This window comes from Oleiharenicola lentus (assembly GCF_004118375.1).
Taxonomy (GTDB): domain Bacteria; phylum Verrucomicrobiota; class Verrucomicrobiia; order Opitutales; family Opitutaceae; genus Lacunisphaera; species Lacunisphaera lenta.
Window position 1 is genome coordinate 1242546 of record NZ_SDHX01000002.1, and the last position, 15762, is coordinate 1258307.

At 65.9% G+C, this 15762-nt stretch carries 18 protein-coding genes; 7 read left to right on the forward strand and 11 right to left on the reverse strand.

What is annotated here, in order from left to right:
* Positions 1 to 7 precede the first annotated feature (7 nt).
* From ESB00_RS18800 to ESB00_RS18810, 3 genes are all read right to left on the reverse strand, one after another.
* Positions 8 to 769: an ABC transporter ATP-binding protein gene (locus ESB00_RS18800; RefSeq protein ID WP_129049723.1), complete on the reverse strand. Its 762-nt coding sequence runs from the start codon at positions 767 to 769 to the stop codon at positions 8 to 10.
* A gap of 83 nt (positions 770 to 852) precedes the next feature.
* A complete protein-coding gene (locus tag ESB00_RS18805; protein WP_129049724.1) occupies positions 853 to 1581 on the reverse strand; it encodes a LytR/AlgR family response regulator transcription factor in 729 nt (242 codons plus the stop codon).
* A complete protein-coding gene (locus tag ESB00_RS18810; protein ID WP_164976317.1) occupies positions 1578 to 2702 on the reverse strand; it encodes a sensor histidine kinase in 1125 nt (374 codons plus the stop codon). The genes ESB00_RS18805 and ESB00_RS18810 overlap by 4 nt, the downstream gene beginning before the upstream one ends.
* 266 nt (positions 2703 to 2968) lie before the next feature.
* Between ESB00_RS18810 and ESB00_RS18815 the strand changes: the two genes are divergently transcribed.
* Positions 2969 to 3925, forward strand: a complete 957-nt coding sequence (locus ESB00_RS18815) for a ribokinase (RefSeq protein ID WP_164976318.1) — start codon at positions 2969 to 2971, stop codon at positions 3923 to 3925.
* Positions 3918 to 4400, forward strand: coding sequence for a YdeI/OmpD-associated family protein (locus ESB00_RS18820; RefSeq protein WP_129049730.1), 483 nt, complete (start codon positions 3918 to 3920; stop codon positions 4398 to 4400). Before ESB00_RS18815 ends, ESB00_RS18820 begins: the two co-directional genes overlap by 8 nt.
* Positions 4401 to 4609: 209 nt before the next feature.
* Here ESB00_RS18820 and ESB00_RS18825 read toward each other — a convergent pair whose 3' ends face one another.
* The 6 genes from ESB00_RS18825 to deoC form a co-directional block, all read right to left on the reverse strand.
* On the reverse strand, positions 4610 to 4990 hold the full coding sequence (locus ESB00_RS18825) for a hypothetical protein (protein WP_129049732.1): 381 nt from the start codon (positions 4988 to 4990) through the stop codon (positions 4610 to 4612).
* Between the two features lie 38 nt (positions 4991 to 5028).
* The gene (locus ESB00_RS18830; RefSeq protein ID WP_129049734.1) at positions 5029 to 5898 is read right to left on the reverse strand and encodes an aldehyde dehydrogenase family protein; all 870 of its coding nucleotides are present in this window, start codon (positions 5896 to 5898) and stop codon (positions 5029 to 5031) included.
* 11 nt (positions 5899 to 5909) lie between these two features.
* Entirely contained in the window at positions 5910 to 7274 is a 1365-nt protein-coding gene (locus ESB00_RS18835; protein ID WP_129049736.1) for a POT family MFS transporter, read from the reverse strand.
* 4 nt (positions 7275 to 7278) lie between these two features.
* Positions 7279 to 7491 (reverse strand): hypothetical protein, encoded by a 213-nt coding sequence (locus ESB00_RS18840; protein WP_129049738.1) that lies wholly within the window; start codon positions 7489 to 7491, stop codon positions 7279 to 7281.
* A gap of 56 nt (positions 7492 to 7547) precedes the next feature.
* Positions 7548 to 9059 carry an aldehyde dehydrogenase family protein gene (locus ESB00_RS18845; RefSeq protein ID WP_129049740.1) on the reverse strand — a complete coding sequence of 504 codons (1512 nt, stop codon included), beginning with the start codon at positions 9057 to 9059 and terminating at the stop codon, positions 7548 to 7550.
* Between the two features lie 101 nt (positions 9060 to 9160).
* Positions 9161 to 10099 carry a deoxyribose-phosphate aldolase gene (deoC, locus tag ESB00_RS18850; RefSeq protein ID WP_218938791.1) on the reverse strand — a complete coding sequence of 313 codons (939 nt, stop codon included), beginning with the start codon at positions 10097 to 10099 and terminating at the stop codon, positions 9161 to 9163.
* Positions 10100 to 10192: 93 nt separating this feature from the next.
* Between deoC and ESB00_RS18855 the strand changes: the two genes are divergently transcribed.
* The 3 genes from ESB00_RS18855 to ESB00_RS18865 are packed head-to-tail and all read left to right on the forward strand — an operon-like array spanning position 10193 to position 11619.
* A complete protein-coding gene (locus tag ESB00_RS18855; RefSeq protein WP_129049744.1) occupies positions 10193 to 10741 on the forward strand; it encodes a hypothetical protein in 549 nt (182 codons plus the stop codon).
* Between the two features lie 12 nt (positions 10742 to 10753).
* Positions 10754 to 11158, forward strand: a complete 405-nt coding sequence (locus ESB00_RS18860; protein WP_129049746.1) for an acyl-CoA thioesterase — start codon at positions 10754 to 10756, stop codon at positions 11156 to 11158.
* The gene (locus tag ESB00_RS18865; protein WP_129049748.1) at positions 11155 to 11619 is read left to right on the forward strand and encodes a nuclear transport factor 2 family protein; all 465 of its coding nucleotides are present in this window, start codon (positions 11155 to 11157) and stop codon (positions 11617 to 11619) included. Before ESB00_RS18860 ends, ESB00_RS18865 begins: the two co-directional genes overlap by 4 nt.
* Positions 11620 to 11623: 4 nt before the next feature.
* Here ESB00_RS18865 and ESB00_RS18870 read toward each other — a convergent pair whose 3' ends face one another.
* Together ESB00_RS18870 and ESB00_RS18875 are read right to left on the reverse strand one after the other, a co-directional pair.
* Positions 11624 to 12322: a LytR/AlgR family response regulator transcription factor gene (locus ESB00_RS18870; RefSeq protein ID WP_129049751.1), complete on the reverse strand. Its 699-nt coding sequence runs from the start codon at positions 12320 to 12322 to the stop codon at positions 11624 to 11626.
* The gene (locus ESB00_RS18875) at positions 12319 to 14082 is read right to left on the reverse strand and encodes a histidine kinase (RefSeq protein ID WP_129049753.1); all 1764 of its coding nucleotides are present in this window, start codon (positions 14080 to 14082) and stop codon (positions 12319 to 12321) included. Before ESB00_RS18875 ends, ESB00_RS18870 begins: the two co-directional genes overlap by 4 nt.
* Positions 14083 to 14283: 201 nt before the next feature.
* Between ESB00_RS18875 and ESB00_RS18880 the strand changes: the two genes are divergently transcribed.
* Both ESB00_RS18880 and rarD read left to right on the forward strand, forming a co-directional pair.
* On the forward strand, positions 14284 to 14676 hold the full coding sequence (locus ESB00_RS18880; RefSeq protein WP_129049755.1) for a hypothetical protein: 393 nt from the start codon (positions 14284 to 14286) through the stop codon (positions 14674 to 14676).
* A gap of 143 nt (positions 14677 to 14819) precedes the next feature.
* A complete protein-coding gene (gene rarD, locus ESB00_RS18885; RefSeq protein ID WP_129049757.1) occupies positions 14820 to 15728 on the forward strand; it encodes an EamA family transporter RarD in 909 nt (302 codons plus the stop codon).
* The last annotated feature ends 34 nt before the right edge of the window (positions 15729 to 15762 follow it).

Below are 15762 nucleotides of genomic sequence, written 5' to 3' on the forward strand. Positions count from 1 at the left end.
CGGGTCCTCAGTCCTTGAGTGCGGCGGCCAGAGCCGCCTCGCCGCCGACGGCCTGCACGAAAATTTCCTCCATGTCGCGCTCGCCGAACCGCGTCTGCAGCTCCGCCAGCGTGCCTTCGGCCACGAGTTTTCCCCCATGGATGATGCCGATGGTGTCGCAAAGCTTCTCCACCACGCTCATCACATGCGTCGAGTAGATGACCGTCTTGCCGCGATCGCGGCACTGGCGCACGAACTTCACGATCGCACGCGCCGTCATGACATCGAGCCCCAGCGTGGGTTCGTCGAAGATCATCACCGCCGGGTCATGGATGAGCGTGCGGGCGATCGAGGTCTTCTGCTTCATGCCGGTGGAAAACTTGTCGCAGCGCCGGTCGAGGAAATCATGCATGCCGAGCTCGTCGGCCAGCACCCGGATGCGCGCGACGATGGCCGGCTCATCCATGCCGTTGAGGCGGCCGAAATAGGCGATCATCTCGCGGGCCGAGAGCCGGCCGTAGAGCGCCGTGCTGGCCGCGAGAAATCCGACGTTGGCGCGAACCTTCTCGGGCGCAGTGGCGGTGTCGTGGCCGGCCACCGTGCAGGCGCCGCTGGTGGGCTTCAGCAACGTCGCCAGCATGCGCAGGGTCGTAGTCTTGCCCGCGCCGTTGGCGCCGAGCAGGCCGTAGATCCGGCCGGGTTGGCAGGTGAAGGACACGTCGCCCACGGCCGTGATCAGGCCGCGCTTCTTGTCCTTGAAGGTCTTGGTGAGTTGGCGGGCTTCGATCATGAAGTGGGTGAGTTGTGTGCGAGAAGGGCTGCTTTTTATAGGTCCTATGGGTCCTAAAGGTCTTATAGGAGCCTATGGGTTGCTCATAGGCTCATGCGTTCGCGGAAATCCTGGGCCTGGCGGCGGGAGAGCTCGACCTTGAGTCCGCCCTTGAGCTTCACCAGCAGGCCGCCGCTGAACCACGGCTCGATGCCCTCGACCCAGGTGAGGTTGATGACCTGCTTGCGGTTTGCGCGGAAAAAGTTTCGCGGGTCGAGCCGCTCCTCCATCGCGGTGAGCGAGCGGAAGAGCTGGGGCTTGTTGTCGTCGAAGTGCAGGCGCGTGTAGTTGCCCTCGGATTCGAGCAGGCGGATGCTCTTAACCGGCACGAACCAGCAGCGGTCGCCCTCGCGCACGAAGACCTTGTCCTCCAACGTGAGCCGCGAGACGGACAACGGTGAGGCCGAGCCGGCGGGGGCGGCTTCGCGGGCCCGCAGCCGCTCCAGCGCGGCGATCAGCCGGTTGGGATCCACGGGCTTGAGCAGGTAGTCCAGCGCGTTGAACTCAAAGGCCTTCACGGCAAACTCGTCGTAGGCGGTCGTGAAGATCACGGCCGGCAGCGGCGGCTCAAGCCGTTCCAACAGGCTGAAGCCGTCCGCCCCGGGCATCTGCACATCGAGGAACAGCAGGCCGGGCTTGAGTTCGGCCACCTTCTGCGCGGCATCGTCCACATCCACGGCCTCGCCCACGATCTCGATGTCGGGATGCGCCGCCAGCAGGCGGCGGAGCTCGTTGCGCGCGAGGCGCTCGTCGTCGATCAGGAGGGCTTTCATCGGACGGACCGGAAGGAGTTCTTGAGGGAGGGAATGAGCACGTGGGCGGTCACGCAACCCGCCGGTTCGGCGGCCAGGCTGAGCTTGGCCCGGTCGCCAAACAGGAGCTGGAGCCGTTCGGAAGCGTTGCGCAGGCCAACCCCGGTCGAGGATCCGGCCTTGGCCGCGGCCGGGCTGGGCGGGCTGGAAAGATCACCCGGATTGATCACGCGAATGTGCAGGTCGTCGCCTTCCAAGGCCGCGGCGATCGTGACTTCCCCGCCTTCGCGCCGGGTGGATATGCCGTATTTGACGGCGTTCTCCACCAGGGTCTGCAGCAACATGGGCGGCACCGACATCACCCGCGCCTCGTCGTCCAGCGCCCACTTCACCCGCAGGCGGTCCTCGTGCCGGATCATCTCAAGGGCGAGGTAGTCCTCGACGATACGGATCTCCTCCTCCAACGGCACGGTCTCCTGCTGGCCGGACTGGAGCGAGTAGCGGAGCATGTTGGCGAGGCGGGTGACCGACTCCCGGGCCCGCGGGGCGTCCTCGTCGATGAGCGCCCGCAGGCTGTTGAGGGAGTTGAACAGGAAGTGCGGGTTGACCTGCGACTTCAGCGCGCGCAACTCGGCCTCCTTGGCACTGGCCGCCAGGCGCAGCTGCTCCAACTGCAGGCGGCGGAGCCGCTCGAACGTGTGGTAGATGAAATAGAGGCTGAACCAGCCGCAAAACAGCAGGGTGCCGTTGAACGTCGAGGCGATCATGCCGAGCGTGATGGTGAACCGGTCCGAGTGCCACGGTTCGCCCAGCACCCCGTAAATGTAACCGAATCCGACCACCGTCCAAACCAGCGACATGACGAAAGCCAGCCCCAGGACGCGCGGCAAGAGTGCCGCCCAGCCGTGCTGCAACCAGCCCCACCGCCGGATCAACGGCCGGGCGTAGTGCGTCAACAGCAGCCCCTGCAGGATGATCATGCTCAGAACCGCCTGGTCGTGCAGGGAGGTCCGGCTGGCAGAATCCACGGCATCCTGCATCAGCAGCTGCATGCCGAGCAGGCTCCCCCAGCCGGTCACCTGGCCCAGCACATAGAGCCGGTGCTTGGCGCGTTCCAGCTTGGCCTCGGGATCGACGGTCATCGCTGCGCAGCGAACCACGGCCCCCCGGCCCGCGGCAAGTCCGTCCCGTCGGGACAACGAGGAAGCCGGCGCCGTGGTAACCGCTGATGACATGGCCCCAGCGTGTCTTTGCCCGGCCGGCCGGGGCACGGCGGTTAGGACGAACGGTTCCGGAGGGCCGACGGGCGGACGTTCCCCGGCTGTTAAAAATGCAGGGGTGCCAAGGAAACACTTTACCCGCCGCACCGCGCCGCGCACGCTGCTGTCTCCACGTCGAAAATCCCAGCATGAAGGCACGCGTCGTCATCGTCGGCAGCTACGTCCAAGACCTCTCCTTCTACGTCGCGGAATTTGCCCGGCCCGGCGAGACCCTGCCGGCCGACTTGCGGCCCGGCGCCGGCGGCAAGGGCTTCAACCAGGCGGTTGCCGCGACCCAGGCAGGCGTGCCCACCCTGTTCATCGGCGCCATCGGCCACGACGCGGCCGGCGCGGGCGCCCGGGACTTTGCCCGGCAGCACGGGGTCCGCGCGGAATTCGTGGTGAAGAAAAAAGAGCCCACCGGCGTCGCTTCCATCGCGATCAACGCCGCGGGCCAGAACCAGATCCTGGTGGCGCTCGGCGCCAACCTCGCCCTCCACATCCGCGACGTCCCGATCCGCCCGTTGACCGGCGCGGAAGTCGTCGTCTGCCAGGCCGAGAGCGACATGAAGACCGCCGCGCACGTGCTGCGCACCGCACGGCGCCAGGGCGCGGTCACGATCTTCAACCCCGCACCCATGCACGCGAAAGTGGATCTCGCCATCCTGCGCCACGTCGAGGTGCTCATCCCCAACGAGGCCGAGTTCGTCGCGCTCGTGAACCGCTCGCCCCGCAGCGGCCTGAAGAACTTCACCACCGAGGCCCTCCTCCGCCTCGCCCCCGATCGCCTGCACGCGCTCTGCCGGACCTTCAACGTGCCCATCGTCATCGTCACACTCGGCGCCCGCGGCTGCTTTGTTTCGCAACCCGACGTCTATGCGCGCGTGAATGCCCACGGCGTGGACGCCGTGGACACGACCGGCGCGGGAGATGCCTTCGTCGGCGGTTTCGCGGCCGGGCTCGTGAAGTTCAACAAGAACGTCTTCGAGGCCGCGCACTTCGCCAACGCCGTCGCCGCGCTCGCCGTCACGCGCCACGGCACCGCCAGCGGGATGCCCACGGCGCGCGAGATTGCCCGCTTCCTGCGGCGCCGCGACCATGCGTGAATTCCGCGCGAAGCTCTACAAGGTGGCCCTGGTGCGCTGGGTGGACCTGCCGAAACGCAGCGTGGACGCGCTCAACCTGCCCCGCGCCGACATCAGGGGCGGCGGGCTCGGCCTCAATGCGGTGCTGCGCTTCAACGACGACCTCGACCGCGTGACGCTCCTGCCCGGCAAACGCGGCCACTACAAGCTGGCCTTCAAGACCGAGCTCCTGCGCGGTGCCGACGTGGACGCAGGCGACACCATCCGCTTCACGCTCGAACCCGACACGGCCTCGCGCGAGCCTGAGCTGCCCGCCGAACTCACCCGCGCCTTTCAGAACCGCCCGCAGCTCCGTGTTCGCTGGCTGGCGCACAGCGTCGCCATCCGCCGGCAGATCATCCGCTACATCACCGACGCCAAGACCGTCGAAACGCAGACCAAGCGCTGCTGGATCTTCATCGAGCGTCTCGCCGAGACCGGGAAGTTGAGCGCCTAAAATCTCGCTTCAGACTCCTCCAGCAGGCCCGCGCTGCCATTGTTACGCCCGTTCCACCAGATCCCCTCTTGAGAGGGGTGCCCGCGGGCGGGGTGTGGAGTCACCTCCGTCAATCCGTGATACAGCCGAGCCAAAGCAGGCGCTGTTAGCTCGCCTCATTCCCTTGGATCCTTCGCTCCGCTCAGGATGACGTTTCCAAGAAAGAAACCTCAGTTGTTCGGAATGAAGCCCTGCGCCTTCGGCTTGATCAGTTGCCGGGCAAAGATCGGCACGAACTGGGTCACCCCCAGCACGCCGAGCACAAAGAGATCGTCGCGGAACGGTCCGCCGAGGAAAAGGCCGAGAATGCCACAACTTTCCGCCAGCGCGAGGCCGACGATGTAGAGCGGAAACGCCCGCGGCAGGCTGTCGAACCGCGGCAGCACCAGCCAGCGGATAACAATGCTGACGAAAAGCGGCACGAGCCCGATGAGATGCTTGAGCACGTCCTTGTCCGGCGTGGGCTTGATCGGCCCACGCCCGAGAGCGAAATAGATCACCAACAGGCCGACGAGGACCGCCGCCCAGACGATCCACCAGACTAGCAGCATCTGCCGGTTTTTACTTTCGGGTGACTGGTCGCTCATACTCACGCCCCCACCGGGTGCCAGGTGGTTTTGAATTCGAGGGTGTCGCGGAGGTCGTAGAGGCCCTGGGTTTTCTCGGAGAACCAGTCCACGGGCTCCTCAGCCTTGTGCAGTTTCACGCGCTTCACGCTTTCGGCGGCGCCGAGCTTGAGGGTCTTGCGTTCGTCGGCGCTGGCCACGCCGACGATGGCGCGCAGGTGCGTGTGAGTGGCCATCGTGGGCACGATCTCCTTGCGGAAGCCGGTGAGCAGGTTGACCACGCCGCCGGGCAGGTCGCTCGTGGCGAGCATCTCGCCGAGCACGATGGCCGGATACGGCTGCGTGGACGAGGCGAGCGCCACGACCGTGTTGCCGCTGGTGATGACCGGCGCGATGAGCGAGACCAGGGCCAGCAACGGCGCCTCGTCGGGGGCGAGCACGCCGATGATGCCCATCGGCTCGGTGACGGTGAAATTGAAGTGCGGCGAGGCCACGGGATTCACGTTGCCCAGCACCTGTTCGTATTTGTCGGCCCAGCCGGCGTAGTAGATGAGGCGGTCGATGGTGGCGGTGATTTCCTTCGCGGCCGCAGCCTTGGTCGCGCCGCCCAGCATCAGGGCGTCGGCCATGTCGGCCTTGCGCGCTTCGATCATCTCGGCGAGGCGGTAGATGATCTGGCCGCGGTTGTAGGGCGTGCGCTTCGCCCAACCGGGGCCGGCCTTGGCGGCGGCCTCGACGGCGTTGCGCAGGTCCTTGCGGGTGCACTGCGGGATGTTGGCGAAGAAGGCGCCCGTGGCGTCCTTGAGCGGGAAGGTGCGCGCGCTCTCGGAGCGGATGAAGGCGCCGCCGACATAGACCTTGGGTGTTTTGGTGATGGGGAGTCGGGTAGCCATGGCGAAAAGGATCAGGGGTTGGCGGGAGCTTCGTCCTGCAGGAAAGTTTTCTCCTTATAGAACTTGGCCACGAAGGCGTAAACGATCGCGGTGACAAAGCACAGCGCCGAGAAGAACACGTAGAAGGTCGCGCCCGGGAGTTTCGAGCTGCCGTCCTCGTTGGCGATGAACTTGTGCACGAGCGCGGTGATCAGGTTGCCCGCGGAGATCGCCCACAGGTAGAGCACCATGATGATGGACTTCATGCGCTTCGGCGCCTGGGTGTACGCGAACTCGAGCGAGGTGACCGACACCATGACTTCGCCGAGCGAAAGCAGGGCATAGGCCGGCACCTGCCAGGCGATGCTGGGTTTCAACCCGGCGGTGATGCGCGATTCGATCCAGGCGCTGATCAGGAACGATGCGGCGGTCACGACCAGGCCGATGCCCATCTTGCGCAATTCGTTCAGCCGGTAGAACCGGTTGATGAACGGATACAGCACGTAGGGACAGAACACGATGCCCACGAGGATGAAGACGCTGTTGAGCGTCTGGATCTGCGAGGAGAGGATCTCAAAGTTCCAGCCGAAGAGCGAAACCTGCCGGTCCATCTTCTCCGCCTGCAGCACCCACTCGCCGCCGCTCTGATCCCACAACGACCAGAAGATCGCCACGAACACGTAGATGACGGCGATGCGGCCGATGATCGTGAGGCCCTCGCGGTTGAAGTTGTCGCGGAAGAACGAGCGCCCCGGCGGCGGGATGTGCACGAACTTGTAGCGTCCCATCCAGAAGATGACCGCGGCGATGCCCATCAGGATGCCGGGCACGCCGAAGGCCCAGCCCGGACCGGCGTATTTGAGCAGGACCGGTGTGAGCGGAATCGAGATCATCGAGCCGGCGTTGATCGCAAAATAGAACCAGCTGAAGGCCTTCGAAAGCTGGTGCTGGTTGCTCGCACCAAACTGGTCGCCGACATTGGCCGAGACGCAGGGCTTGATGCCGCCCGAACCGATGGCGATGAGGGTCAGGCCGATGCCCAGACCGAGGCGCGTATCGTCGATGGCCAACGCAAGATGTCCGCCGCAATACACGAGCGAGAGCCAGAAGATCGTGCGGTATTTGCCCCAGAAGGCGTCGGCGAGGATCGCGCCGAACACGGGAAGGAAGTAATTCAACGAGAGAAACAGGTGATAGTTCTCCGCCGCCTCACGCTCCGACATCACGTCGAGCTGGCCGGAGGAGTTCATGAGATACTGCGTCATGAACACGACGAGGATCGCGCGCATGCCGTAGAAGCTGAAGCGCTCCGCCGCCTCGTTGCCCACGATGTAGGGAATGCCCGGGGGCATCTTGTCCGTCTTGAGCGGCGCGGTGATGAGTTTCTTGTCGTCCATGAAATCAGCGGAAGATGAAGGCGGCGATTATCGCCGCGAGGGTGACGAAGCCGACCAGCGGCCAGAGCCAACCCGGCGCGCGGCGCGATTGTGCGGGTGGCTCGTCTTCGAACGCCGAGTCCGGCAGGTTGAGCCCGTCGTAACGCGTCGCTTCCTCATTCCAGCCCGAACGCTCGTCCGCCCCGCAACCGGGGCAGGCCCGCGCGTTCCGCGGCACGGCTGCGCCGCAAACGGGGCATTCGGTGGGAGCAACGAAGTCACGGGGCATCGGCCTCAGACCAGCTTGCAGTAGTCGAGCAGGCCTTGGCGGCCGCCCTCGCGGCCGAAGCCGGACTCCTTGTAGCCGCCGAAGGGCGACGTGGGGTCGAACTTGTTGTAGGTGTTGGCCCAGACGACGCCGGCCTTGAGTTCCGTGCTCATCTTGAGGATGCGCGAGCCTTTGTCGGTCCACACGCCGGCGCTCAGGCCGTAGGCGGTGTTGTTGGCCTTCTCCACGGCCTCGTCGAGCGTGCGGAACGTGAGCACGCTGAGCACGGGTCCGAAAATCTCCTCCCGCGCGATGCGATGGCTCATGCTGACGCCGGAGAACACCGTCGGCCGGAAGTAGTAACCTTTCGTCGGCAGCTTGCAGGCGGGCTGGAACATATCCGCCCCCTCTTTCACGCCGGCGGCGACGAGCTTCTCGATGCGGGTGAGCTGTTCCCGCGAGTTGATGGCACCGATGTCGGTGTTCTTGTCGAGCGGGTCACCGACGCGCAGCGTGCGAATGCGGGTCTTGAGCTTCGCGAGCACGGCGGCGGCCACGGGCTCGTGCACGAGCAGGCGAGAGCCGGCGCAGCAGACGTGGCCCTGGTTGAAGAAGATGCCGTTGACGATGCCCTCGACGGCCTGGTCGAGCGGCGCGTCGTCGAACACGATGTTCGCCGCCTTGCCGCCGAGCTCCATGGTCATCTTCTTGTCCGTGCCGGCGAGCGAACGCATGATGATCTTGCCGACCTCGGTCGAACCGGTGAACGCGACCTTCACCGCCGCCGGATGGTTCATGACCGCGGCACCGGTGTCGCCGAAGCCGGTGACGATGTTGACCGTGCCGGGCGGCAGGCCGGCGTCCTGGATGATCTCGGCAAACTTGAGCGCCGTGACACTGGTCGTTTCGGCCGGCTTGATGACGATCGTGTTGCCCATCGCCAGCGCGGGCGCGAGTTTCCACGCCATCATCAGCAGCGGGAAGTTCCACGGGATGACCTGGCCGACGACGCCGAGCGGCGCGACTTTCCGGCCGGGCGCGACGTAGTCGAGCTTGTCGGCCCAGCCGGCGTGGTAGAAGAAATGCGCGGCGGCCATCGGCACGTCGAAGTCGCGCGACTCCTTGATCGGCTTGCCGCCGTCCATCGTTTCGGCGACGGCGAACTCGCGCGCGCGATCCTGGAGCAGGCGGGCGAGACGGTAGATGTATTTGGCACGCTCGCGGCCGGGCAGCTTGCCCCAGGTCGTGGTGAAGGCCTTCTGCGCCGCGGCGTAGGCGGCATCCACATCGGCGGCGTTGGCCTGCGCGATCTCGGCGAGCTTGGTCTCGTTGGCCGGGTTGATGGAGTCGAAGTATTTGCCCGAAGCGGGCGCGACGAACTTGCCGCCAATGAACAGGTCGTAGCGCGGCTTGAGCTTCGGGTCGGCGGTCTCGGGCGCGGGATCGTATTCCCAAAGGTCGCCAAAGATGAGTTCGGGCAGCGGGCGACCGGCGGAGCGGGAGGCGGGGCGTTTCTTGGGGAGGGACAAAGTGGCCATTTTAGAAGCGTGTCATTCTCAGCGAAGTGAAGAATCCAGTGTGTGGCGGCGGTTGGGTGACTGGATCCTTCGCTGCGCTCAGGATGACGGGTGGTGTGGGTTTAATAGGATTCCGCGGCTTCGCTGAAGTAATACGGGGCCTGGTAGGCGCCGGTCTTTTCCTTCTCAAGCTGGCGGAGGAGGTCGTTCAGCAGCGAGGAGGCGCCGAAGCGGTAGCGGGTGTTGTTGAGCCACGCGTCGCCGAGCGTCTCCTTGACGGCGATGAGGAACTGCAGCGCCTGCTTCGCGGTGCGGATGCCGCCGGCGGGTTTCATCGCGATGGGTGTGCCGGTCTCGAGGTAGAAGTCGCGGATGGCCTCGATCATCACCTGGTTGTTGCCGAGCGTGGCGTTGAACGAGGTCTTGCCGGTGCTGGTCTTGATAAAGTCGTTCGGACGGATCACGCGCATCGCAAGGAAGGAGGCGGCGCGGATGTTGTCGTAGGTCTCCAACTCGCTCACTTCGAGGATGACCTTGAGCGTGGCGTCACCGCAGGCCTGCCCGACGGCGGCGATCTCGTCCTGCATTTCCTGAAACTCGCCCGCGAGGAAGGCTCCGCGATTGATGACCATGTCGATCTCGTCAGCGCCATCGGCCACCGCAGCCTTTACCTCGGCGAGCCGGGTGCGCAGCGGGGCCTGGCCGGACGGAAAGGCGGTCGCGACCGACGCGATGCGGACGGCCGTGTCCTCGCCCAGCGCGCGGCGCGCGTGCTTCACCATCGAGGGATAGACACAGACGGCGGCGACCTGCGGGCAATCGAGCCCGTCGTGCGGCGCGAGCGCCTTCTGGCAGAGCGAGGCGACCTTGCCGGGGGTGTCCTTGCCCTCGAGCGTGGTGAGATCGACCATCGAGGCCGCCAGCTTGAGGCCCTGCACCTTGGCGGCCTTCTTGATGCTGCGCGTGGTGTATTTGGCCACGCGTTCCTCGATGCCGACCTGATCGACCGTGCCGATTTCGTTGAACAGACGCCGGAACACGGCGTGGGAAGTGACGGACATGGGGCGTGTCATACCGCGTTTGGCGCATCCGAAACAATGCCAAAGTCTGCCCGGGTGGTGGACATCGGCCACGGGCAGCCCCATTTTCCCGCCATGCCCACGCCCCTCGACCTGCTTGCCGAAGGTCTGCGCTACGATGCACCTCGCGTGGCTGCCGCCGCGGCTCTGGTGCTGGCGCAGCCGGAGCGGGTGGACGAGCTTTTCGACGGACTGGCCGACGACAACGTAAACCTCCGCAACCGGGCCTCCGGTGCGCTCAAGACCGTCTCCGCGCAACGCCCCGACCTGCTCCTGCCCTACAAGCGCGAACTGCTCACTCGCGTGGCTCGGCTCGACCACTGGATCGTGCGCTCCCACCTCTGTGAAATGCTGCCGCGCCTCACCAACCTGACCGCCGCCGAGCGCCGGCGCGCTCTGGCCCTGGCCCGCGGCTGGATGGAAGACCGCAGCAGCATCGTGAAGGCCGTCGCCCTCGACTGCATCGTGCAGCTCAGCCTCGCCCCCGGATTCGCAACCGAAAGGGTCGCCGCGGCACAGCTCGTCGAGGAATGTGTAGCGCACGGCGAAACCCCCGCCCTGCGCGCCCGCGCCCGCCTGCTACGCAAGCAACTCGCGAAACTTGCGCGCGCCGCCCGGGCGTGATTGGCTCCCGGTATGTCCGACACCCCGCCCGCTCCCCAAGGCGAACTCGTGATCCGCACGATCGCGATGCCGGCCAACACCAACTCCAACGGCGACATGTTCGGCGGCTGGATGGTCTCCCAGATGGACCTCGGCGGCGCCATCCTCGCCCGCAACGTTGCCAAGAGCCGCATCACGACTGTCGCCATCGACGCGATGGAGTTCCACCAGCCCGTCTATGTCGGCGACATCGTGAGCTGCCACGCTTCGCTGCTGAAGGTCGGGCGCACCTCCATGCGCATCGCCATCGAGGCCTGGGCCCAGCGCCACAAAGGCGGCGAACACGTTCGCGTCACGCAGGGCACCTTCACCTATGTCGCCATCGACGACAACGGCCGGCCTCAGCCGGTGAAAAGGTCCTGCGCCCCTTCCCCATGATCCGCCCCACCCTGCCCCGTTGCCTCGCCTGGCTGTTTGTCCTCACGGCCGCCCTCCTGGCGCGTGCCGACGACAGCGCCATCCTCGCCGCCGTGCGCGCGGCGGACGACGAACGCGTCGCCGCCATCAAGGCCGCCGACGCCGCCCGCCTCGACGCGATATTCTCCGACGATCTCCTCTACACCCACTCCAACGGCAAACTCGACCGCAAGGCCGCCTACGTCGGCGCGCTCGTGTCGGGCAAAACCGTCTACGAGATCTACGACTATCAGCAGCGCGACTTCCACGTCGCCTCCCCCGCCATCGTGCTCATGACCGCCAGGATGACCATCAAGGCGAAAAGCGCTTCCGGTGCCCTCGCCAGCGACCTGAGCGTGCTCGCCGTCTGGCGCAACGAGAGCGGGAAGTGGCGCTTCCTCGCCTGGCAGTCCGCCAAGCTGGCGCCGCCTGCGGCGAAGTGACCGTTCAGAGCAGCCGCTCGCGCAGTTCCTTGTAGCGCGTGCGCCCCACCGGGAGGCAGGTGCCGTTCTTCAGTTCCAATTCGTAGTGGCTGCCTTCGCTGGCGTGGAGCGCCTTGATCGCGCTGAGCCGCACGAGATAGCTCTTGTGGGTGCGCTCGAAGTCTTCCGGCAGCAGCGCCTCCAGCCTCTCCAGCGTTTTGTCGTGCAATTCCCTCCGGCCGTCGGCCAGGACCAGCTCCGAGTAGTTGCCCGCTCCCTGCACGTAGAGCACGTCGTCCACCGGCACGAGCTCGATGCGGCCGGCCTTCTTCACCGCGAGGTTGCGCGCCGCCTGGCCGGCCCGAGTCACCGGGCCGCGCACACGGGACAGCGCCTGCGCCAGTCGCTCCCGGGTGAAAGGCTTGGGCACGAAATCCAGCACGCCATACTGGAACGCCTCCAGCGCCCGGTCGGTGTTGGCTGAGACGATCACCGTGTGGAACGAGGACGCGACGCTGCGCTTGAGCAGCTCCATGCCATCCTGTCCCTCAAGGTTCAGGTCCAGCAGCACCACGTCCACCGTGTTTTCAGCCAGCCAGGCAGCAGCTTCATCGAAGGACGAGGCGCGATGCAGTCGCTCCAGCCCGGCACCAAGCACCTCCCGACAAAAGCGCTCCAGGCGTTGCGCGACCAGCGGTTCATCTTCGATCAGCACGAGCTTCATGGCACGCCTCCAGAAACCGGGTCCGTCTGCCAGCTGATGATGGTCTCCCAACCGCCGGCCACGGCCCCGTGGGTGAAGGTCCACCGACCCGGAAAACTCTCCTCCAGCCGGGCCTTCACATAGCGCAACCCCGTGCCGCCCCCGCGCCGGGTGTTCTCGTCCCGTGCGGTTCCCGGCGAGAAAAACACATGGCTCACCCCTTTTTCTTCCGGCCGCGAGCGAAGCCGGAAAGCAGATCCTGCCGCCCATCTCTGATGCACGAGGCCGTTTTCAATCAAGGTCAGGAACAGGGCGGGGGGCACGGGCAAACTCCCGTTCACGTCCTCCGTCACCAACCCGATTTCGCGGCCGGTTCGTCGGCCTATCACCTTCAAGTGCAGGCGGCAGAGTTCAAGTTCCCGCTCAAGCGGGACCAGCCGCTCGCCGGACATTTGCGCCAGCAAACGGAATTCCGCACCCAGGTCCTCGATGAAACCCACCGCGCCCTGCGGGTCCTGCTCAATGACCTCGGCAACCGCGGTGAGCGTGTTCAGCAAAAAATGCGGCTGGAGATTTTTCTTGAGCAGCTCGGTCTCCAGGCGCGCCGTCGTGAGCTGGGCCTCGCGGGCCCGCGTGCGCTCGGCCTGCACCTGCGCGCCGAGCGCGGCGAAAACGAGCAGCACAATGCCTTCGATCATCAGGAAGAAGGTCGGGTCAAGGAACACCCGCCGGTCGGTCTGCACCACGAGCAACCCAACGGCCACACCCGCAAGTGCCAGCCAGGCGCCGGGTCGATGCTGCCAACAGGCCCAGCCGGTGACCGCCAGCAAAACCACGAGCATGGCGCGGCAGATCCAGAGCACCTTCAGTTCGTAGATGGGCGAGGCCTGCCAGGCCAGGACAAGCAACGGTGCCGACAGCGCCAGCCAGAGAAGCTTGCGCGGCACGGCAAACTGCTCGAGGAGCAGCCAGATCAGCAACACGCTGGCGCAGGTCAGCACCCAGGTGATGGCCAGCAAACGCGGATAATGCCAGTCGTAGGTGTAGGGCAGAACCCAGCGCACGGCGATCAGGCCGTAAAAGACCGCCAGCACCAGGCTCACCACGCTCACCAACCAGAGCGCCCTGCGCCGTTCGATAAACCAGAACAGCACGAGACTGGTCGCCGTCATCAGCAGCGAGCCGACCGCACCGATCAGCGGAAAGACCGGCTGAAGCGCCTCCTCGCGCAAGCGTTGAGCGAAATTTACCGGCTGGAACCCGATGCTCATCTGCGTGGCGGGGAAATTGTAATGATACGTGGACATCCGCAGGGCCAGCACATGCACCGGACGCCGGGCCGCCCCCTCGGGCAGCCGGACCAGATGGTCCAGCTTGCCTGGCACCTCACTCGCCCGGTCATGGCCCACCACCCCGTCGGTGGCTATGCGCTGGCCGTCCAGAAACAGCTCAAAGCTGTAAACCGTGGAAAAGAAGAGGCCGTCAATCGGGGCCTGCTTGGTTCCCGAGGGCCAGAGGTATTCGTAACGATCCACCCATTCTGGAGCGGTGGAATGATCCGGCCGCACCAGCCGTATTCTCACCCAATAGATTCCCGCCCGGGCCGGATACTCGGTGTATTTGATCGGCGTCCAGTCGGAGTCATCCCAGTCGGGTGCGGCCCACCGCGGATCGTCTCCATGCTTGAGGCGAATGTCCCGGTCGGGTGATTGCGCCCGCCCCGCTGGCACCCACACGCATGCCTGAATCAGGATGATCCAGAGGGCGATGGCGCGGCTCATGCCCGAGGAGTATGCGGCGGACCGCGGTGCGTCCATGCGTTTCCTGAGCTGTTCACGGACACGCCGAGCCGTTGGTCCGGCGGGACGTTGCTGCTGGCGGAGTCGGCGAGCCGTTGGCCCCCCGTTGTTCGAAACCAGCGACGAGCAACCGCAGCTTCACGGTGTCCGAACGACAACTCCACCCAACCAACCCCTCCTCCCATGAAAACCATCACCCGCCGCAGCCTCCTCGCGCTCCTCGCGCTTTGTTCCACCCTCGTTCTCCCTGCCGCTGAAATTCCTGTGTCCTCCGTGCCGGCCCGCGTTCACGCCAACGACGACAAAGTCACCCGTGGCGTCTCCCGGCTGATGGTGGCGCTGCGGCTCGGCAATCCGAGCGCCACGCTGCCGGATGGAACCTGGCTCTACCGCGGCTACTCCACCCGCTCGGCGGAAGGTCTTGCCGGCCCGGCTGCCACCCTGGTGGTCCGGTTCAACGCCACTGGCGTCAGCTCTCTTCATCTGGCCGACCGGGAGGCCGTGGTGGCGCTGCGCACTTCACCCGCCAAGCCGGCCGGGGACAGGATTCTCGTCGTGACCCAATCGTCGCGGTGAGCTGTCAGCGCAGGCGGGCCGTGGTGGTGTGACCACGGCCCGCCTCTCCCAAGTGGGTTCCCCGGCCGCACAGCGGGAGTCATTTCACTGCGCACACCCGGGGCCGGTTTGACGGCGCGCCCCGGCCACCGCACCTTGGCGGCTTGTCCGCGTCCACACCTCCTTCTCCCGCTTCCGCCCGCGGGGGCCTCGCCGCCGCCGGGGCCTTCCTGATTTGGGGGACCGTGCCCGTCTATTGGAAGCAGATGACGGCGGTCTCACCGGTCGAACTCATCGCCCACCGCATCGTGTGGTCGCTGGTCTTTCTCCTCGGGGTGCTCGCGTGGCAGCGGAGTTTTTCCTCGCTGCGGCCCGGCCTGAACGGGGTGCGGGCGGTCGGGCTGAACTTCCTCGCCAGCGTGATGCTGACGCTCAACTGGGGCGTTTATGTGTGGGCGGTGAATGCCGGACAGGTGATCGAGTCCAGTCTCGGTTATTTCCTCGTGCCCCTGTGCAATGTGGCGGTCGGCTCGCTGGTTTTCCATGAGCGGCTGCGGCCGTTGCAATGGACCGCCATCAGTCTCGCCGTCGCCGGGGTGCTGCTGCTGCTCGTGCGCGTGGGGCACTTTCCCTGGGTGGCGCTGACCATCGCCTTCACCTGGACCACCTACGGCCTGCTGAAGAAAAAGTCTCCACTCGGGCCGATTGCCGGACTGACCGTGGAGACGCTTTTGCTCTTTCCCGTCGCCGCCGGCCTGCTGCTGTGGTGGCACCACACCGGCGCGGGCGCGCTCGGCCGGGTCGATCTCCGCACGCAGGCCTTCGTGCTGAGCGCGGGCGTGGTCACGGCGGTGCCGCTCCTGCTCTTCGCGCACGGCGCCCAGCGTATCCGCCTCACGACCTTGGGACTGCTGCAATACCTCGCGCCCACCGTGCAGTTTCTGCTCGGTGTTTTCCTCTATCACGAACCGTTTGATGGCCCACGGCTCCAGGCCTTCGCCGTGATCTGGGCGGGGCTCTTTCTCTACAGTGCGGACGGTTTCTGGTCGCAACGCCGGCGGCTCTTCGCCTAGGCATAGGGCCCCGGTCGGACCGACCGCCGCTTTT

Excerpts from the sequence above, each read along its gene's own strand:
- ESB00_RS18875 (WP_129049753.1), bottom strand. The coding sequence starts at position 14,082 with ATGAGCCGCGCCATCGCCCTCTGGATCATCCTGATTCAGGCATGCGTG.
- ESB00_RS18865 (WP_129049748.1), top strand. The coding sequence starts at position 11,155 with ATGATCCGCCCCACCCTGCCCCGTTGCCTCGCCTGGCTGTTTGTCCTC.
- ESB00_RS18830 (WP_129049734.1), bottom strand. The coding sequence starts at position 5,898 with ATGGCTACCCGACTCCCCATCACCAAAACACCCAAGGTCTATGTCGGC.
- ESB00_RS18805 (WP_129049724.1), bottom strand. The coding sequence starts at position 1,581 with ATGAAAGCCCTCCTGATCGACGACGAGCGCCTCGCGCGCAACGAGCTC.
- ESB00_RS18860 (WP_129049746.1), top strand. The coding sequence starts at position 10,754 with ATGTCCGACACCCCGCCCGCTCCCCAAGGCGAACTCGTGATCCGCACG.
- ESB00_RS18815 (WP_164976318.1), top strand. The coding sequence starts at position 2,969 with ATGAAGGCACGCGTCGTCATCGTCGGCAGCTACGTCCAAGACCTCTCC.
- ESB00_RS18855 (WP_129049744.1), top strand. The coding sequence starts at position 10,193 with ATGCCCACGCCCCTCGACCTGCTTGCCGAAGGTCTGCGCTACGATGCA.
- ESB00_RS18820 (WP_129049730.1), top strand. The coding sequence starts at position 3,918 with ATGCGTGAATTCCGCGCGAAGCTCTACAAGGTGGCCCTGGTGCGCTGG.
- ESB00_RS18825 (WP_129049732.1), bottom strand. The coding sequence starts at position 4,990 with ATGCTGCTAGTCTGGTGGATCGTCTGGGCGGCGGTCCTCGTCGGCCTG.
- ESB00_RS18835 (WP_129049736.1), bottom strand. The coding sequence starts at position 7,274 with ATGGACGACAAGAAACTCATCACCGCGCCGCTCAAGACGGACAAGATG.
- ESB00_RS18870 (WP_129049751.1), bottom strand. The coding sequence starts at position 12,322 with ATGAAGCTCGTGCTGATCGAAGATGAACCGCTGGTCGCGCAACGCCTG.
- ESB00_RS18880 (WP_129049755.1), top strand. The coding sequence starts at position 14,284 with ATGAAAACCATCACCCGCCGCAGCCTCCTCGCGCTCCTCGCGCTTTGT.
- ESB00_RS18800 (WP_129049723.1), bottom strand. The coding sequence starts at position 769 with ATGATCGAAGCCCGCCAACTCACCAAGACCTTCAAGGACAAGAAGCGC.
- deoC (WP_218938791.1), bottom strand. The coding sequence starts at position 10,099 with ATGTCCGTCACTTCCCACGCCGTGTTCCGGCGTCTGTTCAACGAAATC.
- ESB00_RS18845 (WP_129049740.1), bottom strand. The coding sequence starts at position 9,059 with ATGGCCACTTTGTCCCTCCCCAAGAAACGCCCCGCCTCCCGCTCCGCC.
- ESB00_RS18810 (WP_164976317.1), bottom strand. The coding sequence starts at position 2,702 with ATGACCGTCGATCCCGAGGCCAAGCTGGAACGCGCCAAGCACCGGCTC.